Origin of the sequence: Saliphagus sp. LR7, assembly GCF_003344565.1 — an archaeon.
Taxonomy (GTDB): domain Archaea; phylum Halobacteriota; class Halobacteria; order Halobacteriales; family Natrialbaceae; genus Saliphagus; species Saliphagus infecundisoli.
This window is the reverse complement of record NZ_QPND01000008.1, coordinates 1-15556: the sequence shown is the minus strand read 5'-3', so window position 1 is coordinate 15556 and position 15556 is coordinate 1. Positions and strand designations below refer to the sequence as shown.

18 protein-coding genes are annotated in these 15556 nt (G+C 69.6%); 11 read left to right on the top strand and 7 right to left on the bottom strand.

The window, feature by feature from the left end; genetic code table 11:
* Nucleotides 1–41: 41 nt before the first annotated feature.
* Nucleotides 42–662: a class I SAM-dependent methyltransferase gene (locus tag DVH23_RS12225; protein WP_114577720.1), complete on the bottom strand. Its 621-nt coding sequence runs from the start codon at nucleotides 660–662 to the stop codon at nucleotides 42–44.
* 147 nt (nucleotides 663–809) lie between these two features.
* On the opposite strand from DVH23_RS12225, the gene DVH23_RS12220 reads away from it, so the two are divergent.
* Nucleotides 810–1724 (top strand): type II CAAX prenyl endopeptidase Rce1 family protein, encoded by a 915-nt coding sequence (locus DVH23_RS12220; RefSeq protein ID WP_114577719.1) that lies wholly within the window; start codon nucleotides 810–812, stop codon nucleotides 1722–1724.
* Here DVH23_RS12220 and DVH23_RS12215 read toward each other — a convergent pair whose 3' ends face one another.
* Together DVH23_RS12215 and aroA are read right to left on the bottom strand one after the other, a co-directional pair.
* Nucleotides 1725–2810, bottom strand: a complete 1086-nt coding sequence (locus tag DVH23_RS12215; protein WP_114577718.1) for an aldo/keto reductase — start codon at nucleotides 2808–2810, stop codon at nucleotides 1725–1727.
* 48 nt (nucleotides 2811–2858) lie between these two features.
* Nucleotides 2859–4148 carry a 3-phosphoshikimate 1-carboxyvinyltransferase gene (gene aroA / locus DVH23_RS12210; protein ID WP_114577717.1) on the bottom strand — a complete coding sequence of 430 codons (1290 nt, stop codon included), beginning with the start codon at nucleotides 4146–4148 and terminating at the stop codon, nucleotides 2859–2861.
* Between the two features lie 86 nt (nucleotides 4149–4234).
* On the opposite strand from aroA, the gene DVH23_RS12205 reads away from it, so the two are divergent.
* The 8 genes from DVH23_RS12205 to DVH23_RS12170 all read left to right on the top strand — a co-directional run bounded on the left by DVH23_RS12205 (nucleotide 4235) and on the right by DVH23_RS12170 (nucleotide 10328).
* Nucleotides 4235–5422, top strand: a complete 1188-nt coding sequence (locus DVH23_RS12205) for a Xaa-Pro peptidase family protein (RefSeq protein WP_114577716.1) — start codon at nucleotides 4235–4237, stop codon at nucleotides 5420–5422.
* Between the two features lie 69 nt (nucleotides 5423–5491).
* Nucleotides 5492–7225 (top strand): carbamoyltransferase C-terminal domain-containing protein, encoded by a 1734-nt coding sequence (locus DVH23_RS12200; RefSeq protein WP_114577715.1) that lies wholly within the window; start codon nucleotides 5492–5494, stop codon nucleotides 7223–7225.
* A gap of 150 nt (nucleotides 7226–7375) precedes the next feature.
* The gene (locus DVH23_RS12195) at nucleotides 7376–7657 is read left to right on the top strand and encodes a 50S ribosomal protein L44e (protein ID WP_114577714.1); all 282 of its coding nucleotides are present in this window, start codon (nucleotides 7376–7378) and stop codon (nucleotides 7655–7657) included.
* A 2-nt stretch (nucleotides 7658–7659) separates the two neighbouring features.
* On the top strand, nucleotides 7660–7872 hold the full coding sequence (locus DVH23_RS12190) for a 30S ribosomal protein S27e (RefSeq protein ID WP_114577713.1): 213 nt from the start codon (nucleotides 7660–7662) through the stop codon (nucleotides 7870–7872).
* Nucleotides 7869–8669, top strand: coding sequence for a translation initiation factor IF-2 subunit alpha (locus tag DVH23_RS12185; RefSeq protein ID WP_114577712.1), 801 nt, complete (start codon nucleotides 7869–7871; stop codon nucleotides 8667–8669). The genes DVH23_RS12190 and DVH23_RS12185 overlap by 4 nt, the downstream gene beginning before the upstream one ends.
* Nucleotides 8670–8673: 4 nt before the next feature.
* A complete protein-coding gene (locus DVH23_RS12180) occupies nucleotides 8674–8862 on the top strand; it encodes an RNA-protein complex protein Nop10 (RefSeq protein ID WP_114577711.1) in 189 nt (62 codons plus the stop codon).
* Between the two features lies 1 nt (nucleotide 8863).
* A complete protein-coding gene (locus DVH23_RS12175) occupies nucleotides 8864–9634 on the top strand; it encodes a proteasome assembly chaperone family protein (RefSeq protein WP_114577710.1) in 771 nt (256 codons plus the stop codon).
* A 67-nt stretch (nucleotides 9635–9701) separates the two neighbouring features.
* Nucleotides 9702–10328 carry a J domain-containing protein gene (locus DVH23_RS12170; RefSeq protein ID WP_198667921.1) on the top strand — a complete coding sequence of 209 codons (627 nt, stop codon included), beginning with the start codon at nucleotides 9702–9704 and terminating at the stop codon, nucleotides 10326–10328.
* Nucleotides 10329–10450: 122 nt separating this feature from the next.
* Here DVH23_RS12170 and DVH23_RS12165 read toward each other — a convergent pair whose 3' ends face one another.
* Nucleotides 10451–10870 carry a hypothetical protein gene (locus DVH23_RS12165; RefSeq protein ID WP_198667920.1) on the bottom strand — a complete coding sequence of 140 codons (420 nt, stop codon included), beginning with the start codon at nucleotides 10868–10870 and terminating at the stop codon, nucleotides 10451–10453.
* Nucleotides 10871–10978: 108 nt separating this feature from the next.
* The gene (locus DVH23_RS12160) at nucleotides 10979–11761 is read right to left on the bottom strand and encodes a MarR family transcriptional regulator (RefSeq protein ID WP_114577709.1); all 783 of its coding nucleotides are present in this window, start codon (nucleotides 11759–11761) and stop codon (nucleotides 10979–10981) included.
* Nucleotides 11762–11903: 142 nt separating this feature from the next.
* Between DVH23_RS12160 and DVH23_RS12155 the strand changes: the two genes are divergently transcribed.
* Nucleotides 11904–12605 carry a metallophosphoesterase gene (locus DVH23_RS12155; protein WP_114577708.1) on the top strand — a complete coding sequence of 234 codons (702 nt, stop codon included), beginning with the start codon at nucleotides 11904–11906 and terminating at the stop codon, nucleotides 12603–12605.
* On the opposite strand, the gene DVH23_RS12150 is transcribed toward DVH23_RS12155, so the two are convergent.
* Both DVH23_RS12150 and DVH23_RS12145 read right to left on the bottom strand, forming a co-directional pair.
* Nucleotides 12602–13870 (bottom strand): NAD(P)/FAD-dependent oxidoreductase, encoded by a 1269-nt coding sequence (locus tag DVH23_RS12150; protein WP_114577707.1) that lies wholly within the window; start codon nucleotides 13868–13870, stop codon nucleotides 12602–12604. The genes DVH23_RS12155 and DVH23_RS12150 overlap by 4 nt on opposite strands.
* A gap of 51 nt (nucleotides 13871–13921) precedes the next feature.
* Nucleotides 13922–14113: a hypothetical protein gene (locus DVH23_RS12145; RefSeq protein WP_114577706.1), complete on the bottom strand. Its 192-nt coding sequence runs from the start codon at nucleotides 14111–14113 to the stop codon at nucleotides 13922–13924.
* 136 nt (nucleotides 14114–14249) lie between these two features.
* On the opposite strand from DVH23_RS12145, the gene DVH23_RS12140 reads away from it, so the two are divergent.
* Nucleotides 14250–15434, top strand: a complete 1185-nt coding sequence (locus tag DVH23_RS12140) for a pyridoxal-phosphate dependent enzyme (protein ID WP_114577705.1) — start codon at nucleotides 14250–14252, stop codon at nucleotides 15432–15434.
* Nucleotides 15435–15556: the final 122 nt, after the last annotated feature.

Genomic DNA, 15556 nt, shown 5'->3' with positions numbered 1-15556 from the left:
CTCGCGAACGCGAAGCGTTCGCTCACTCCCGTCGCGCCCTGTCATTGCCGCCGGACGCCGACGACGTACGCCGGGTTCGAACTCCAGCGCCGTTCGAACACCGTCCGGTTCGCGAAGACGACCTCCCAGTCGCCGCGAAAGCGCCGCCGGATCTCCGCGGGCGTGATTCCGTACACCTCGTTCTCGTCCCGCCGGGCGTCCCCAAGGACGCAGTAGAGCCCGCCGGGTCGGACGACCTCGCCCAGCGCGGCAACGAACCGGTCGCGTTCGCGGTCGCCCAGCACGTGAAACATCGCCGAATCGACGACCGTCCGAAAGGAGAGATTCGCGGCCCGGAGTTCCCCGATCCGGAGGGCATCCCACTGGAGGAACTGCGCTGAGACCCGCCGCCAGCGGGCCTTCTCCCTGGCCTGGCCGATCGCGAGCGCCGAGAGATCGATCCCGAGGACGTCGTGGCCGTGACGGGCGAGAAACAGGGAGAGTTCGCCGGTTCCACAGCCGACGTCCAGAACCGGACTCCGGACGAGACCGGCCTCGAGAAGCGAAACGAACGCGCGCTGGGGGCGGCCGATGTCCCAGTTCGGGACGCCCGCGTAGGCGGCGTCGTAGACGTGGGCAACCGGGCGGCTCGTCCGCGGTGGCCGCGATTCCGGAGCGCTCATCGCGTCCCTCGAGCTGGATCGTTCATGGGCGGGTTTCACGGACCGGTCACGTATGCCTTCCTCCCGTCGTCCGATCGCGGCCACGAGCGGTTCGGACGCCGTCGAGTTCGCCAAACGTTTTTATCGGACTCGTTCGAGCGAGAGGATATGGACGCGACCGACGTACGGACGCGGGTCGTCGGGGAGTTCCTCGCGCTCGCGTTCGGGATCTCGTGGACCGGCGCGCTTGTGCTCTTTCTGGCCGGGATCGGGTTCGATACGGTCGTCGGAACCGCCCTCCTCGTCGTGACGTTCATGTGGGGGCCTGCCGTCGCCGCGATCGTCGTCGCCCGCCGACGTGGCGAGTCGATCCGGGCGCGCTGTGGGATCGCACGCGGGCGTCCCCGGTGGATCGTCCTTGCATGGCTCCTTCCGGTCGGGCTACTGGGGGCCACGATCGGCGTCGGGGCCGCGATCCCGGGCGTCTCGCTGACGACCGACTACGCGACCTATTTCCTCGAGGCCGGGCTCTCGGAGGCCGACGCCGCGGCGACGGTCGAGCAACTCGAGGCGCTGCCGGTCCCCGCGGCGGCGGTCTTCGTCGGCCAGGCGCTGGTCGCGGGGGCGACGATCAACGCCCTCGCGGCCGCGGGCGAGGAACTCGGCTGGCGGGGACTCCTCCTCTCGGAGCTCTCCGAACTGGGGTTCTGGCCGGTCTCCCTTCTCACGGGGGTGGTCTGGGGGGTCTGGCACGCGCCGGTCATCATCCAGGGCTACAACTTCCCCGAGTTCCCCGTCGTGGGGGTCGCGGTGATGACCGTCGCGACCGTCGCCATGGCGCCGGTCTACACCTACGTCACCGTCCGCGCGGAGACCGCCCTCGCGCCGACGATCCTCCACGGGACCTACAACGCCGTCGGCGGGCTCGCCGTTCTCTACCTCGCGGGCGCCCCGAACCTGGTGATCGCACCCGTCGGAGTCGCCGGGATCGGGGCCGCCGTCCTCGCGGTCGGGGCCTGCCTCGTCCACGACCGCCTCGCCGACGAACGGATCACCGACGGCGGACCCCTGTCGCCGTGGTGACTACTCGAAGACCTCGTCGAACGCCGCCGCGCCCATCGGGTCTTCCTCGCAGGCCTCGAGGTTCTCCCGAACGTGCTCGATCGACTGCATCCCGACCAGCGAGGCGGTCACCCCCGGCGCCGACCGGGCGAAGTTGATCGCGCGCCCGGCGGGCGTCTCGCCGCCGAGTCGGGCGGCGACGGCCTCGGGAAGCCGGTCGGCGAGGGTACCCTGGGCGATGCTCGCGCTCGTAAACACCGCGAGGCCCGCGTCGGCGGCGAACTCGAGCGCGCTCTTCTCTCCGTCGGGAGTCTCGTGGGCCTCGACGGTGAACGCGTCGGCCATCGAGACGTTGAACGGAAGCTGGATCGCCCGGAAGTGGGTTCCGCCGGTTCTCGCCCGGTCGGCGGCCGCACGCGCGCGGTCTACGACCTCCGGCAGGGAGAGATACGCGTCGTGGTCCTGGGGAACCCGAAACGCCTCCCAGGTCGCGACGCCATAGCCTCCCAGGTCGCCGTCGGAAGCGCGTTCCTCCAGCCGGACGAACGCCTCCTCGAGCCGGTCGTAGACCTCCTCGCGGGAGCGCTCGCGAAGCTGGGTCTCGGGGTTGTGAACGTAGTAGAGATCGGGATCGGTCTCCAAATTCGCACGCGAACGGTCGAGCTGGTCGTCGAGGAAGTCGGGAGCGATACAGTGACTGCCCATCACCAGGTCGTCACGATCGACCAACCCGGGCTCGACGTACTCTTCGCGGACGAATCGACCGGGATCGTCGGGACGTTCGCCCTCGAACGGAAGGAAGCCACCCTTGGTCGCGACCAGCACCGCCTCGCGGCCGACGTCGCTCTCCGCTACCGCGTGGCCGACGACCCGCTCGCTTCGCTGACAGCGGTAGTTGATCGCCGTGTCGACGACGTTGCACCCGGACTCGAGGGCCAGCCCGATCGCCTCGCGGTAGGCCTCGTCCACGTCGTCGGTCGGTTCCCCGAGGTAGGTGCCCAGACCGAGACTCGAGACGAGGCCGTCGCCGTAGCGCCGGAAGTGGGTCCGTCCGAAGCGCTCGTGGCGGGCGTCGCGGTAGTCCCAGGTTGCCGAGCCGGTGAGCATGGCGGCGGTACGGGGTCCGGACTGAAACGTGGTCGGTTGGCCCGCCCCTTACTCTCGCTCCTCGAGATCGACGCCGAGATCCGCCCACGTCCCGAAGAATCCGGGGAAGGAGACGTCGACGTGCTCGCTTCCGGCGATCGTCGTCTCGCCGTCGGCGGCGAGGGCGGCGACTGCGAGAGCCATCACGATCCGGTGGTCGCCGCGACCGTCCACGGCCGCGCCCTCGAGAGTCGATCGGTCACCGTGGACGGTCAGCGCGTCGGGTTCCTCGGTCGTCTCGACGCCCATCTTTCCTAACTCCGCCGCCATCGCGGACACCCGATCGGTTTCCTTGTAGCGGACGTGTTCGGCGTCCGTGATCCGGGTCTCGCCGTCGGCCACCGCGCCCAGGGCGGCGATCGTCGGCAGGAGGTCGGGGGTGTCGGCGACCGAGACCTCGATCCCCGAGAGATCTGCCGCCGAGACCGAGAGGGTTCCCTCGGCACGATTCCACTCGACGGGCGCGCCCATCCCGGAGACGATATCGACGATGGCACGGTCGCCCTGGGCGCTCTCGTGGGCGCCCTCGATCTCGACCGTCTCGGCGGCAGCGACGGCGCCGGCCGCGAGGAGGTAGGAGATCGAGGAGAAGTCGCCCGGCACCGAATACTCTCCCTCGGGGGGGTCGTAGCGCTGGCCGCCCGCGACCGCGAACCCTCCTCCGGTTTCGGTCGTCTCGACCCCGAACGCCGCGAGGAGTTCGCGGGTGATCTCGACGTACGGTGCGGATTTGAGCTCGGTCTCCAGGTCGATCTCGATCCCCCGCTCGGTTACCGCGCCGGCCATCAACAGGGCGGTGATGTACTGCGAGGAGACGTCGCCGGGGATCGAGACTCCCCCTCCAGCGATGGGGCCGGTGACGACCAGGGGCGCCCGACCGTTTCCGCGGGTGCTCGCCGCCTCGCCCCCCAGCTCCTCGATGGCATCGAGCAGGGGTCCCTGCGGGCGCGAGCGAAGCGACCCGTCGCCGGTGAGGACGGTCGTCCCGTCGGCAAGCGCGGCGGTCGCGGTGACGAGGCGCATCGTCGTCCCGCTGTTCGCACAGTCGATGACGTCGTCAGGGACCGCGGGTTCGCCCGAAAAACCCTCGACCTCGAACCCCTCCTCGCGCTCGGCGACGCTCCCGCCGTAGGCCTCGACGGCGCGGGCGGTCGCGCGGGTGTCGGCGCTCCGGAGCGGGTCCCGGACGAAGGCGCCCTCGCCGTAGCCCGCCGCGAGGATCGCCCGATGGGTGTAGCTCTTCGATGGGGGCGCCCGGACCCGCCCGCCGACTGACGACGGCGCGATAGTGACATACATACCCGCTCTCTCGAACGGCCCGCCTATACCGGTGTCGGTGGCCGCGATTCGCGCCATTATATGGTTCCCCCGCCCCAGTGGCCGGCATGGAGATCGACCTCTCGCCGGTCCGGGAACTGCTCTCCGACCGGGACGCCGACGGCTATCTCGTCAGCGAGGACGGCGACGACGCCGACCAGCACTACCTCTCGGGCTTTAGCGCGCCGGACCCCTACCGGACGCTCGTGACCGGCGAAGGGACCCACCTGCTCGTCTCGGGGCTCGAGTACGGCCGCGCCAGTCGGGAGTCACGCGCCGACACCGTCTCCCGACACGCCGACTACGACTACCGGACGCTGGTCGCAGAACACGGTCCAGAGGAGGGGACGGTGCGGTGTATCGCGCGCTTTCTCGGAGACCACGGCGCCGGGAGCGTCGTCGTCCCCCACGGCTTTCCCGCGGGCACCGCCGATGGCCTCCGCGAGCAGGGCGTCTCGGTGACCGTCGACCGCGAGGGGGTCGTCGAGGAGATCCGGGCCGTCAAGAGCGACGAGGAGCAGGGGTACGTCCACGACGCCCAGCGGGCCAACGAGGCCGCGATGGCGGTCGCCGAATCGCTGCTCGCCGGGGCCGACGTCGAGGACGGAGTGCTGTACCACGAGGGCGAACCGCTCACGAGCGAGCGGGTGACGACCGAGATCGAGATCGCCCTCCTCCGGCGGGGCTGTGCGCTGGACGAGACGATCGTCGCCTGCGGTGCCGACGCCGCCGATCCCCACGACCGCGGGAGCGGGCCGCTGCTCGCCGGTGAGGCGATCGTGATCGACATCTTTCCCCGGGACAAACGGACCAAATACTTCGGCGACATGACCCGGACGTTCGTCCGCGGCGAGGCCGACGACGAGATCGAACGGCGGTACGGAGTCGTCGAGGACGCCTACGAGGCCGCCCTCGAAAGCGTCGAGGCGGGCGTCACGGGCGCCGCGGTCCACGACGCGGCGTGTGACGTCATCGAGGCGGCGGGCTACGACACGCTCCGGAGCGATCCCGCCGCCGAGACCGGATTCATCCACAGCACCGGCCACGGCGTCGGTCTCGAGATCCACGAGCGGCCGAGCCTCTCGCCGTCGGGGGGCGAACTCGAGGCAGGTCACGTGATCACGGTCGAGCCCGGACTGTACGATCCCGCCGTCGGCGGCGTCCGTCTCGAGGACCTCGTCGTCGTCACCGAGGGAGGGTACGAGAACCTCACGGAGTACCCGATGGCGATCGCACCCGAATCGCGCGAGCGATAGGGGACGGGGCCGCATCGGACGGCCATCGGATCGTAATCCTTACTTGAGGGACGGACCCTCTTCGGTGTAGTGTCCGAGTACCTCCTTTCGTTCAAGCCCGCGATCGGTCTCTACGGGCAACACGATCCCGCGGCCGCGCTGTTCGAGGACGGCGAACTCGTCTACGGGATCGAGGAGGAGCGACTCACCCGCGAGAAACACGCGCCCGACACCTTTCCGACCCGCGCGATCCGGACGTGTCTCGACTACCGCGACCTCGACCTCGCCGACGTCGACCGGATCGTCCTCCCCTACGACCCGACGCTCCGCCGGAAGATCCTCACCCACTACCTCCGGGACGCCGCGACCATCCCCGGCTTGCTCCCGAAGCTGACCGGCCTCGAGAACGTGACCGTGACCCAGCTTCGCAGCCGGTTTCTCCCCACCCGGGAGATCGAGTCCAAACTCGCCGACATCGGCGGGCCGGTCCCCGAGATCGAAACCCGTTCCCACCACGAGTGCCACGCCGCAAGCGCCTTTCATCCCTCCGGCTTTTCGGAGGCCGCAGTCCTGACGATCGACGCGAAAGGCGAGTACGACTCGACGGTCGTCTGGCACGGAACCGACCGGGGCCTCAAACGGCTGCGAACGTACGACCACCCCAACAGCCTCGGGATCTTCTTCGCGATCGTCACCGAGTTCCTGGGCTACCGGATGTTCAACGGCGAGGGGAAGGTGATGGGACTGGCTCCCTACGGCGAGCGAAACCCCGAGATCGAGCGAACCCTCCGCGAGCTGGTCGAGTTCGGCGTCGACTACGACGTGACGCCGCTCACCAAGCGCTGGGGCACCGACTACGGCGTCTCCCGTCTCGAGGAGGCCTTCGGCCGCGAGCAGGTAGACCGGGGCAGCGAGCGGGAGTTCGACCGGTGGGAGAAGGACTTCGCCCACACCGCCCAGAAGCTCCTGGAGGAGACCGTCCTTGAGATCGCCGTCCAGGCGCTCGACGCCGTCGGCACCGATCGGCTCGCGCTCGCGGGCGGGGTCGCCCTGAACTGCAAGCTCAACAAACGGCTCCGGGAGTCGCCGGCGGTCTCGGAACTGTTCGTCCAGCCGGTCGCCCACGACGCCGGACTCCCGCTGGGCGCCGGCTGGCTCGAGTCCCGGCCCGCCGACGTCCCCGAGATGACCGACGCCTACCTCGGGCCCGCCTACGACACCCGGGAGATCGATGCGCTGCTGGAGACGAACAAGATCGCCTACGATCGGCCGGAGGACCTCGAGGAATACGTCGCCTCCCGGCTCGCCGACGGCGCGCTGGTGGGCTGGTTCCAGGGGCGTCTCGAGATGGGGCCCCGGGCCCTGGGTGCCAGGAGCATCCTCGCCGATCCCCGGACCGTCGAATCGAGGGATCGGGTCAACCGCTACGTCAAACACCGCGAGGAGTGGCGCCCCTTCGCGCCCTCGATGACCGAAGCGGCCGCCGAGGAGTACCTCGTCGACGGCGGCCCCGCGCCGTTCATGATCAACGGCTACGACGCGAACCCGGATCGCGGCGAGGACCTGGAGGCCGTACTCCATCCCGGCGACGACACGACCCGGCCCCAGACCGTTCGCGAGGACCAACACCCCCGCTACCACCGGCTCATCTCGGCGTTCGGCGATCTGACGGGGGTGCCGGTCGTGCTCAACACCTCCTTTAACGACCACGGCGAGCCGATCGTCAACACGCCCACCGAGGCGATCAAGGACTTCTACGGGATGGGCCTGGACGTGCTGGCCATCGAGGACGTCGTCGTCGAGAAACACGCCCTCGAGGCCTGATCCGCGGCCGGTCGGACCACCGGGGGACTGCCCGGACGGCCGCGGCGAACGTCCCGGAATCCCGATGACCGCCGGCCGGCCGGCAGGCGGGCGGGCGAAAAACCAAACGGGTTTTAAGCGGGCACGACCAACTCCGGCCAAGAACTACCCATGCAGATGCCACGCCGGTTCAATACGTACTGTCCGCACTGTCACGAACACCACGAACACGAAGTAGAGAAGTCCCGCACCGGCCGCTCGAGCGGGATGAAGTGGGACACCCGCCGCTCGCGGCGGGCGTCGAGTTCGATCGGGAACAGCGGCCGGTTCTCGAAGGTCCCGGTCGGCGAGAAGCCGACCAAGCGCACGGACCTGAAGTACCGCTGCAACGAGTGTGGGAAGGCCCACCTCCGGAAGGGATGGCGCGCGGGCCGTCTCGAGTTCCAGGAGTAATCATGGCCGGAAACTTCTATCTCGTCCGCTGTGGGGACTGCGAGAACGAACAGGTCGTCTTCGGAAAGGCCTCCTCGGACGTGGCGTGTGCGGTCTGTGGGACGACGCTCGCCCGTCCCACCGGCGGTAACGCCGAGATCGACCACGAGGTAATAGAGACCGTCGAGCGGCGCTCGGCGGGGAGCCCGACCGACGGGGAGACCGTCGAACAATGAAGTACAGTGGATGGCCCGACGCCGGCGAACTCGTCGTCGGCAAGATCGACGAGATCGAGGACTTCGGTGTCTTCGTCGACTTAGAGGAGTACCGGGACAAACGCGGGCTGATCCACATCTCGGAGGTCGCAAACGGCTGGATCAAGAACGTCCGCGACCACGTCCGCGAGGGCCAGATCGCCGTCTGCAAGGTCCTGGACGTCGACGAGGAACACGAACAGATCGACCTCTCCCTGAAGGACGTCAACGACCACCAGCGCTCCGATAAGATCCAGGAGTGGAAGAACGAACAGAAGGCCGACAACTGGATGGGGATCGCCTTCGGCGAGGACGTCCCCGACGAGCGCTACGTCGAGGTCGCGGACGAACTCCTCGCTGCTCACGGCTCGCTGTACGAGGGCTTTTCGGAGGCGGCGATCCACGGACGGGAGGCCCTCGAGGGAACCGACCTCGCCGAGGACGACCGCGAGGCGATCGTCGAGACCGCCCGCGAGAACGTCTCGGTGCCCTACGTCGACGTCAGCGGCTACGTCGACCTCGAGAACCCCTCTGCATCGGGCGTCGACGGCGTCCGCGAGGCCCTGAAGGCCGCCGAGGGCAACGGCGAGGTCCCCGAGGGCGTCGAACTCTCGGTGGGCTACGTCGGCGCCCCCGAGTACCGGATCACCGTCCGGGCGCCCAACTACAAGACCGCCGAGGACGCCCTAGAGGAGAGCGCCTCCCGAGCGGTGTCGGCGATCGAGGCCGAGGGCGGCAGCGGCGAGTTCCACCGTGAGCGGCGCACCGACGAGGAGTAACGCCGTGAAGTCGGACGTTCGGGTGTGTTCGGCCTGGCGCGAGGCCCACGACCGGCCGATCTACACCCTCGCGGAGCGCTGCCCGGAGTGTGGCGCAGACGCCGAAAACAGTGCGCCAGCACCGTTTTCCCCCGCGGACCCCCACGGCGAGTACCGACGTTCTCTTAAGTACGGCGGCCCCGAAGGGAGGTAGGATGGACGATCTCGAGATCGACGCGGTCGCCGAGGCCGACGTAGAGGAGCCGGTCCTGATCGAGGGGCTGCCCGGCGTCGGCCACGTCGGGACGCTGGCCGCCGAACACCTCGTGGAGGAACTCGACGCCGAGACGACGCTGGTCCGGCGGCTCTACTCCCGGGAGTTCCCCCCGCAGGTGAGCGTCGAGGAGGGGGTCGCCGAGCTCACGTGTGCGAAGCTCCACGCGATCTCTCCCGAGGCGGGCCGGGACATGCTGGTGCTGACCGGCGACCACCAGGCCCAGAGCAACGCCGGCCACTACGCGCTGACCGAGGCCTTCCTCGACGTCGCCGAGGAGTTCGACGTGAGCGAGATCTACGCGCTCGGGGGCGTCCCGACCGGTGAACTCATCGAGGAGTACGACGTCATCGGCGCCGTAAGCGACGCCGACCTGCGCGAGGAGTTAGAGGAACTCGGCGTCGAGTTCCGCGAGGACGAGCCCGCGGGCGGGATCGTCGGCGTCAGCGGCCTCCTGCTGGGTCTGGGCGGTCGGCGCGGGTTCGACGCCGCCTGCCTGATGGGCGAGACCAGCGGCTATCTCGTCGATCCGAAAAGCGCCCGGGCGATCCTCGAACTCCTCGAGGACCGCCTCGACCTCGAGGTCGGCTACGACTCGCTCGACGAGCGCGCCGAGGAGATGGAGGAGGTCATCGGGAAGATCCAGGAGATGGAGCAACAACAGCAGTCGATGGAGCTACCGAGCGACGACGACCTGCGGTACATCGGGTAAGCGAGACCCTCGACCTCTCCCGGTCCGCGACGAGCGATTCTTTACCCGTCGTTTCCTACCTCTCCCCGTGCCAGGACGCGTCGTCGAGGGGCTTGAGACGATCCCGCCGGCGGTACTCGCGGGACTCGCCCTCGGGGCCGCCTTCGCGGCCGTCGCCGCGATCCTCTTCGTCCTCGGCGAGCGGTGGTTTCCGACCCGCCGGGCGAGCGAGCCGCGGTACTCGGGCGAGGGTCGACGGCGGCGGGAGATCCGGGAGTATCTGGGCGAGATCGGCGAGCGGTACGCCGAGGACCACCCGATCGCGGGCCATCCGGTCGCGTTCTACCTGCCCGAACGTGACGTCGCGATCACGTTCGACGCCCACGCGTTCTTCCGGCTTCGGAACACGACCGGGACGGCGGTGGTCCTCGTCGAACACGAGATGCCGGTCGCCCACCTCGGCGCGAGACTCCCCTTCGAGACGCCCGACCTGTCGCCGGAGCCGGCGAGATCCGCGTTCGCCGAGCGGGTCGGAAACGCATACGGCACGCTGGGACTGCCGACGACCGCGAGTTCGGGGGAGGTCAGGTCGGCCTACCGCGAGCGAGTAAAGGAGGTCCACCCCGACCACGGCGGCGACGAGGCGGCGTTCCGGGAACTCCGGGAGGCGTACGCGACGGCCAGGGACCACGCCGACGGCCGCGGGGGCGACTGATACGGTCGGATCTGACTATTCACCGACCGATCGTCTTGCCGTACGGCGATCGACGGTGCACTGATTCGTCTCCAACCCAGAGAGCAATCGGATCGGAGCGTTACCGACTTCCGCGGCCGTCCCTATCCGGGAGGCTGGAGCCAATTCGTCGCCACGGCCCACAGCACGGCCACGGCGAGGATCATCGGCAGCAGTTTCGTGGCGCCGAAAAAGCCCGCCATCAAGGTGAGCGACAGGACGGCTCCGCCCCCGGCCAGGAACCGCCACCAGCCGAACGGGACCCCGATCTCTACCGCCGCCAAGGCGCCACAGACGAACAGCGTCGCCGAAGTCATCGCGAGGAACAGCCCGGCGAGGGGCAGGTTCCCGCCCACCGCGAGTTGGCCCATCAGCCCGCCGTCACCGTCGCTCCAGGGCCAGAGCCACGCCAGGAGGCCGCCGAACTCCTCCTGGGCCTCGCCGTCCAGCGGAACGAGGTACGAGGCCGCAAAGTGGCCCTGGAGCACCAACAGGGCCGCAAAAACCCAGTTTGCCGTCGTCATATCTCCTGTAGGCTCCCCTGCAGTAAAGTCCTATCCGCGACGCGCGACACTGTCACCGCGACGAACGGATCGAACTGCTGGCTGTGGTTCGACGACCCGCTTCGGTCGTTACTGGCTTTCTCGGACCTCGTAGGCGACCTCGCCGTCCCGGAGCACGTCGGTCACCCGGCCGACGGCGTCGGTCGTCGCGAGGACGACGACGGAGAGCCCCCGTTCGGCCGCGGCGGCGGCGACCTCGCCGGCGGCGACCGTGACCGCGGGCTCGACGCCCGCCTCCCGGAGCGCGACGACCGCCTCGATCCCCGCCGCGGCCACCAGATCCGCCCCCTCGCAGGCGTCGGCGACCGCCTCCGGGTCGGCCGCCCGGCTCCCGCCCGAGCGCACCGAGGGGATCTGGACGACGGTCACGGAGCCGGCCTCGAGGTCGATGACGCCCTCGAAGCCGGTGACGCCGACGTCGGTGCCCGCGGCGGCGTCGGTCGTCGCGGTTCCGGTCGCCGGCCCCGCATCCCCGGAGGTCGCATGGAGGAGGCCGTCCTCGATCGAAAGCGTCACGGTCTCGCCTTCCTCGATGCCGTCGGCCGCGATCGCGGCGTCCTCGCTCATCGCCTCGAGGACGTCCTCGGTGACGTGCTCGGCGAAGCGGCTGACGTCCTCGGCGGCGCCGAACAGCCAGTCGACGCCCTCGTTGGTGACCCGGTAGCGCGAGCGACCCTCCTTCTCGACCAACCCGTCGTCGACGAGCGCGCGGGCGTACTCGCTTACGGCCTGGCTGGTGACGCCGACCTCCTCGGCGATCTCGCCCTGGCTGACCGCCGGCTGGCGCTTTGCGATCTCGACCAGGATCCGGAACCGCGTCGCGGTCCGCTTGTCGTCGAGGACGTCGACCATGCCCCCTGATTCGCCCGAGTCCGGCAAAAAGGTAGGCCTCCGGGAGAAGCTTGATCCCCCGCGAGCGCCTCCCGCCGTCAGTGACGCCCACCCAGTCTCCCCCGGCGATCGCCGCCCGCCGAACAGCCCGTGGAGTCGGCCCGTGACCGATCCCGACGGCCTGTCGACCGTCGGACGGGCCGTCTACGTCCCCGATAGCGAGACGCTCGTGATCGCCGACGTCCATCTCGGTCGGGACGTCGCCTCCCGGGTGGAGGCTCCCCTCGGCGGGGGCCGGGACGCCATCGACCGGCTCGAAGCGCTCCTTGAGGGGACCGACCTCGCCGAGGTCGTCGTCGCCGGCGACATCCTCCACTCCTTTTCGCGGGTTCCGCGGGGCGTCGAGAGGGATCTCGTCGCCTTCCTCGAGACGATTGAGGACGGAGGCGCCCGGCCCGTCGTCGTCAGCGGAAACCACGACACGATGCTTTCCGGAGTCTACGACGGCGAGATCCACGCCGAGTACCGCCTCGCCGACGGCGAGACCGTGGTCGCCCACGGCCACGAGGTCCCCGAGCTACCCGCAAAACGGTACGTCGTCGGCCACGACCACCCCGCCATCGAGATTGAGGGGCGGAAACGGCCCTGCTTTCTCTACGGACCCGGTTCCCTCGACGGCGCGGACGTACTGATGCTGCCCGCGTTCACCCGGCTCGCACCCGGGAGCACGATAAACGGGATGTCAGGGAGCGATTTCCAGTCGCCGCTCGTCGCCGACGCCGGGGGCTGGCATCCGGGCGTCGGCGACGGGGAGGGCGAGACGCTCTGGTTTCCCCCTCTCGCCGAGTGTCGCCGGCTGCTCTAACGGTCGGCGACGACCGCCCGGGCCGCCTCCCGTCCGCTCTCCATGGCGCCCTGGATCGACGACCAGCGGGTGTAGTCGCCGGCGAGGTAGACCGGTCCGTCGGGCGTGCGGGGGCCGGGAAGCCCCTCGCGGAATCCCGGCGGCTGGTCGAACTGCGCGAACGGGACCCGGACGGTCGAGCGGAGGTCGAAGCCGTCGAACCGGCGGGCGGGAAACCACGATTCGAGGGCTCGTCGCCCTCGCTCGGCGAGTTCCTCGTCGCTTGCTTCGGGTTCGCCGAGGAAGGTCGCACTCACCATCGTCGTCTCACCGGGAGCGTACTCGGGGGCGACCGCCGTCGTCGGCGCGACGTGGTTCGGTCCCTCCGCCTCGAGATTGACCACCAGCCGGCGCCCGGTGTCGAGGTCGGCGCCGAGTTCGTAGTACTGGGTGACCGAGGAGCGTGCCTCGGTCGGGATCGATCTCACTCCGGTCAACGAGCGGGCCGTCGGGGGATCGGCCGCCACGACGACCGCGTCGGCCCCGACGTCGTCGCCGTCGGCCGTCGTGATCCTCGCGCCCTCCCCGTCGGACGAGACAGCCGTGACCTCGCGTCCGATCTCGATTTCGCACCCAGCCTCCCGGGCGCGTTCGGCGAGCTGCTCGGGAATCGCGCCCATCCCCGCGGCGGGAACCGCGATCGACCCCGCCGAGAGCGCCTTGAACGTGTACTCGAAGACGTGTCCGGAGGTCGAGAGCGAGCGATCGAGGGTGATCCCGCCGTAGAAGGGCGCGACGAAGTTCTCGAGAAAACGCTCGGAAAAGCCCCGATCGCGGAGGCTCTCGGCGATCGATCGATCGGGACCCGAAAACAGCTCGTCGAACTCCGTCCGCGCGAGCCGCGATCGAAGGGCGAGCACCCGGAGCTTGTCGCCGACGGTCACCTCGGTGTTGAACAGCGTTGCCGGGAACCGTTTCGGCGACCTGAGCGGGTCGGCGAGCGTCGAGCGCTGCCCGGGGCGGGCGAGAGTCGCGCCGGGGGAGAACCGTCGGAGGTCGAGGGCGGCGAGGTCGAGTTCGCGTTGTACGGCGGGGTACGCCGTGAACAGCACCTGGAAGCCCCGATCGAAGCGATAGCCCTCGCGTGTTTCGGTGCGGACGCGGCCACCGACCCGGTCTGCACGCTCGTAACAGGTGACGTCACCGCCGGCGGCCGCGAGGTGGCGGGCGGCGACGAGGCCGGCGAGGCCGCCGCCGACGACGGCGACCTGGGGCGGGTTGCTCATGGCCCCAGTTCGGGGCCCGGGCCCAAGGGCCGTTCCCTCGCGGCAACCCGGTCAGTCGCCGCCGGCGTCCGAGTCGATGGTCGCCTTCAGCGTGAAGCCGTCGTAGGCGACGGGAAGCTCGAGGAGGTCGCCGTTCTCGAAGGCGTAGACGTGACTCCGGTCGCTCGCCCGGCGTCCGCGCTCGGTCCGTGGGGTCGTTCGTTTCGAACAGCCGCGGTCGGGATCGTCACCCCTGGTGCCCACTCGTTCGGAGGGGGTGATGAGATTTGATATGGTAATTCCCTGTGGATGCGTGCCCCCTTCCGAGATCACAATACTCCCGGCGCGAGCGCCGTCCGGGGATGGACAGCGATTAGTCGCCGCCGCCCGGACGGCCGGTATGGAGACGACCGAGGCGTTTTCCGGCCTCGCCTGCCTCGACTGCGGGGAGGAAGTCGGGCCGGAAGCGGGCCGATGTCCGGCGTGTGGGGGCGTGCTCGATCCGCGCTACGACTACGACGCGATCGGCGTCGAGCCGGCCGCCCTCGACTCGCGTCGCACGAACGGCCAGTGGCGCTACGAGGACCTGCTCCCCCTCCCGCGCGAGCGGGCGGTGACGGCCGACGAGGGCGGAACCCCCCTGGTCGACTGTGGAAAACTCGCCGACGAACTCGGGATCGAGCGCGTGTTCGTCAAGGACGAGGGGCGGAATCCGTCGGGGTCGATCGCCGACCGGGGCGCCTACCTGGGCGCTTCGATGGCTCGCGAGGCCGGAGTGGAGGCGGTCGGCCTCGCTTCGACGGGAACCGACGGTCAGGCCGTCGCCGCGGCCGCGGGCCGAGCCGACCTCGCGGCGAACGTCTTCGTTCCCGCCCGCTCGGGGTTTACCGCGAAGGCGATGACGAACGTCCACGGCGGCGAGATGACCGTCGCGGGGGGGCGGATCAGGGAGGCCGAGGAAGCGTACGCCGACGCGAGCGAGGGCGAGGAGTGGTACCCGATGGGCGCCTTCGAGACGCCCTACCGCCACGAGGGCGTCAAGACCGTCGCCTACGAGATCGCCGAATCTCTGGAGTGGGAGTCCCCCGACGCCGTCGTCGTCCCGACCGGTGACGGTGCCGGCGTAGTCGGCATCGAGAAGGGGTTTCGAGAACTCGTGGACCTGGACTTCGTCGATCGGGTTCCCTCGATCTACGCCGCCCAGGCGTCGGGCTGTGCACCGATCGCGGAGGCCGTCGCCACGGGCGCGGACAAACCCGAGCCGGTCGAACACCCCGACACGATCTGTGGCGACATCGAGATCCCCGACCCGACGGCGGGAGCCCACGTCATCGATGCGCTTTCCCGATCGGGAGGCGGCGGGGTCGCGACCGACGACGAGGAGATCCTCGAGGCCGCGATCGCGGTCGCGAAAGGCGAGGGTCTGGAGTTCTCGCCCAGCGCCGCGAGCGCCGCGAGCGGGGCCTGGGAACTCGCCGAGCAGGGAACCTGGGATGGGGACGAAACGGTCGTGATCGTCAACACCGCCTCGGCGAACAAGGAGGCCGACGTCCTCCGGAGCCACCTGATGGGCAAGGGAATTTAGCTGTAATTGAGGGCGCTAAGCCCCCTTCCTCAGCGAGCAGGGAGGGGATACAGCGCCCGCACCTCTTGTTTTCGCACGAATCGGCATCCTTACTACCTCGGCGGTCGAAGAAGGTAGTAAGA

Coding starts and splice junctions, on each gene's coding strand:
- aroA (WP_114577717.1), bottom strand. CDS start 4,148: ATGTATGTCACTATCGCGCCGTCGTCAGTCGGCGGGCGGGTCCGGGCG.
- DVH23_RS12150 (WP_114577707.1), bottom strand. CDS start 13,870: ATGAGCAACCCGCCCCAGGTCGCCGTCGTCGGCGGCGGCCTCGCCGGC.
- DVH23_RS12215 (WP_114577718.1), bottom strand. CDS start 2,810: ATGCTCACCGGCTCGGCAACCTGGGACTACCGCGACGCCCGCCACGAG.
- DVH23_RS12195 (WP_114577714.1), top strand. CDS start 7,376: ATGCAGATGCCACGCCGGTTCAATACGTACTGTCCGCACTGTCACGAA.
- DVH23_RS12140 (WP_114577705.1), top strand. CDS start 14,250: ATGGAGACGACCGAGGCGTTTTCCGGCCTCGCCTGCCTCGACTGCGGG.
- DVH23_RS12225 (WP_114577720.1), bottom strand. CDS start 662: ATGAGCGCTCCGGAATCGCGGCCACCGCGGACGAGCCGCCCGGTTGCC.
- DVH23_RS12175 (WP_114577710.1), top strand. CDS start 8,864: ATGGACGATCTCGAGATCGACGCGGTCGCCGAGGCCGACGTAGAGGAG.
- DVH23_RS12220 (WP_114577719.1), top strand. CDS start 810: ATGGACGCGACCGACGTACGGACGCGGGTCGTCGGGGAGTTCCTCGCG.
- DVH23_RS12190 (WP_114577713.1), top strand. CDS start 7,660: ATGGCCGGAAACTTCTATCTCGTCCGCTGTGGGGACTGCGAGAACGAA.
- DVH23_RS12205 (WP_114577716.1), top strand. CDS start 4,235: ATGGAGATCGACCTCTCGCCGGTCCGGGAACTGCTCTCCGACCGGGAC.
- DVH23_RS12185 (WP_114577712.1), top strand. CDS start 7,869: ATGAAGTACAGTGGATGGCCCGACGCCGGCGAACTCGTCGTCGGCAAG.
- DVH23_RS12160 (WP_114577709.1), bottom strand. CDS start 11,761: ATGGTCGACGTCCTCGACGACAAGCGGACCGCGACGCGGTTCCGGATC.
- DVH23_RS12165 (WP_198667920.1), bottom strand. CDS start 10,870: ATGACGACGGCAAACTGGGTTTTTGCGGCCCTGTTGGTGCTCCAGGGC.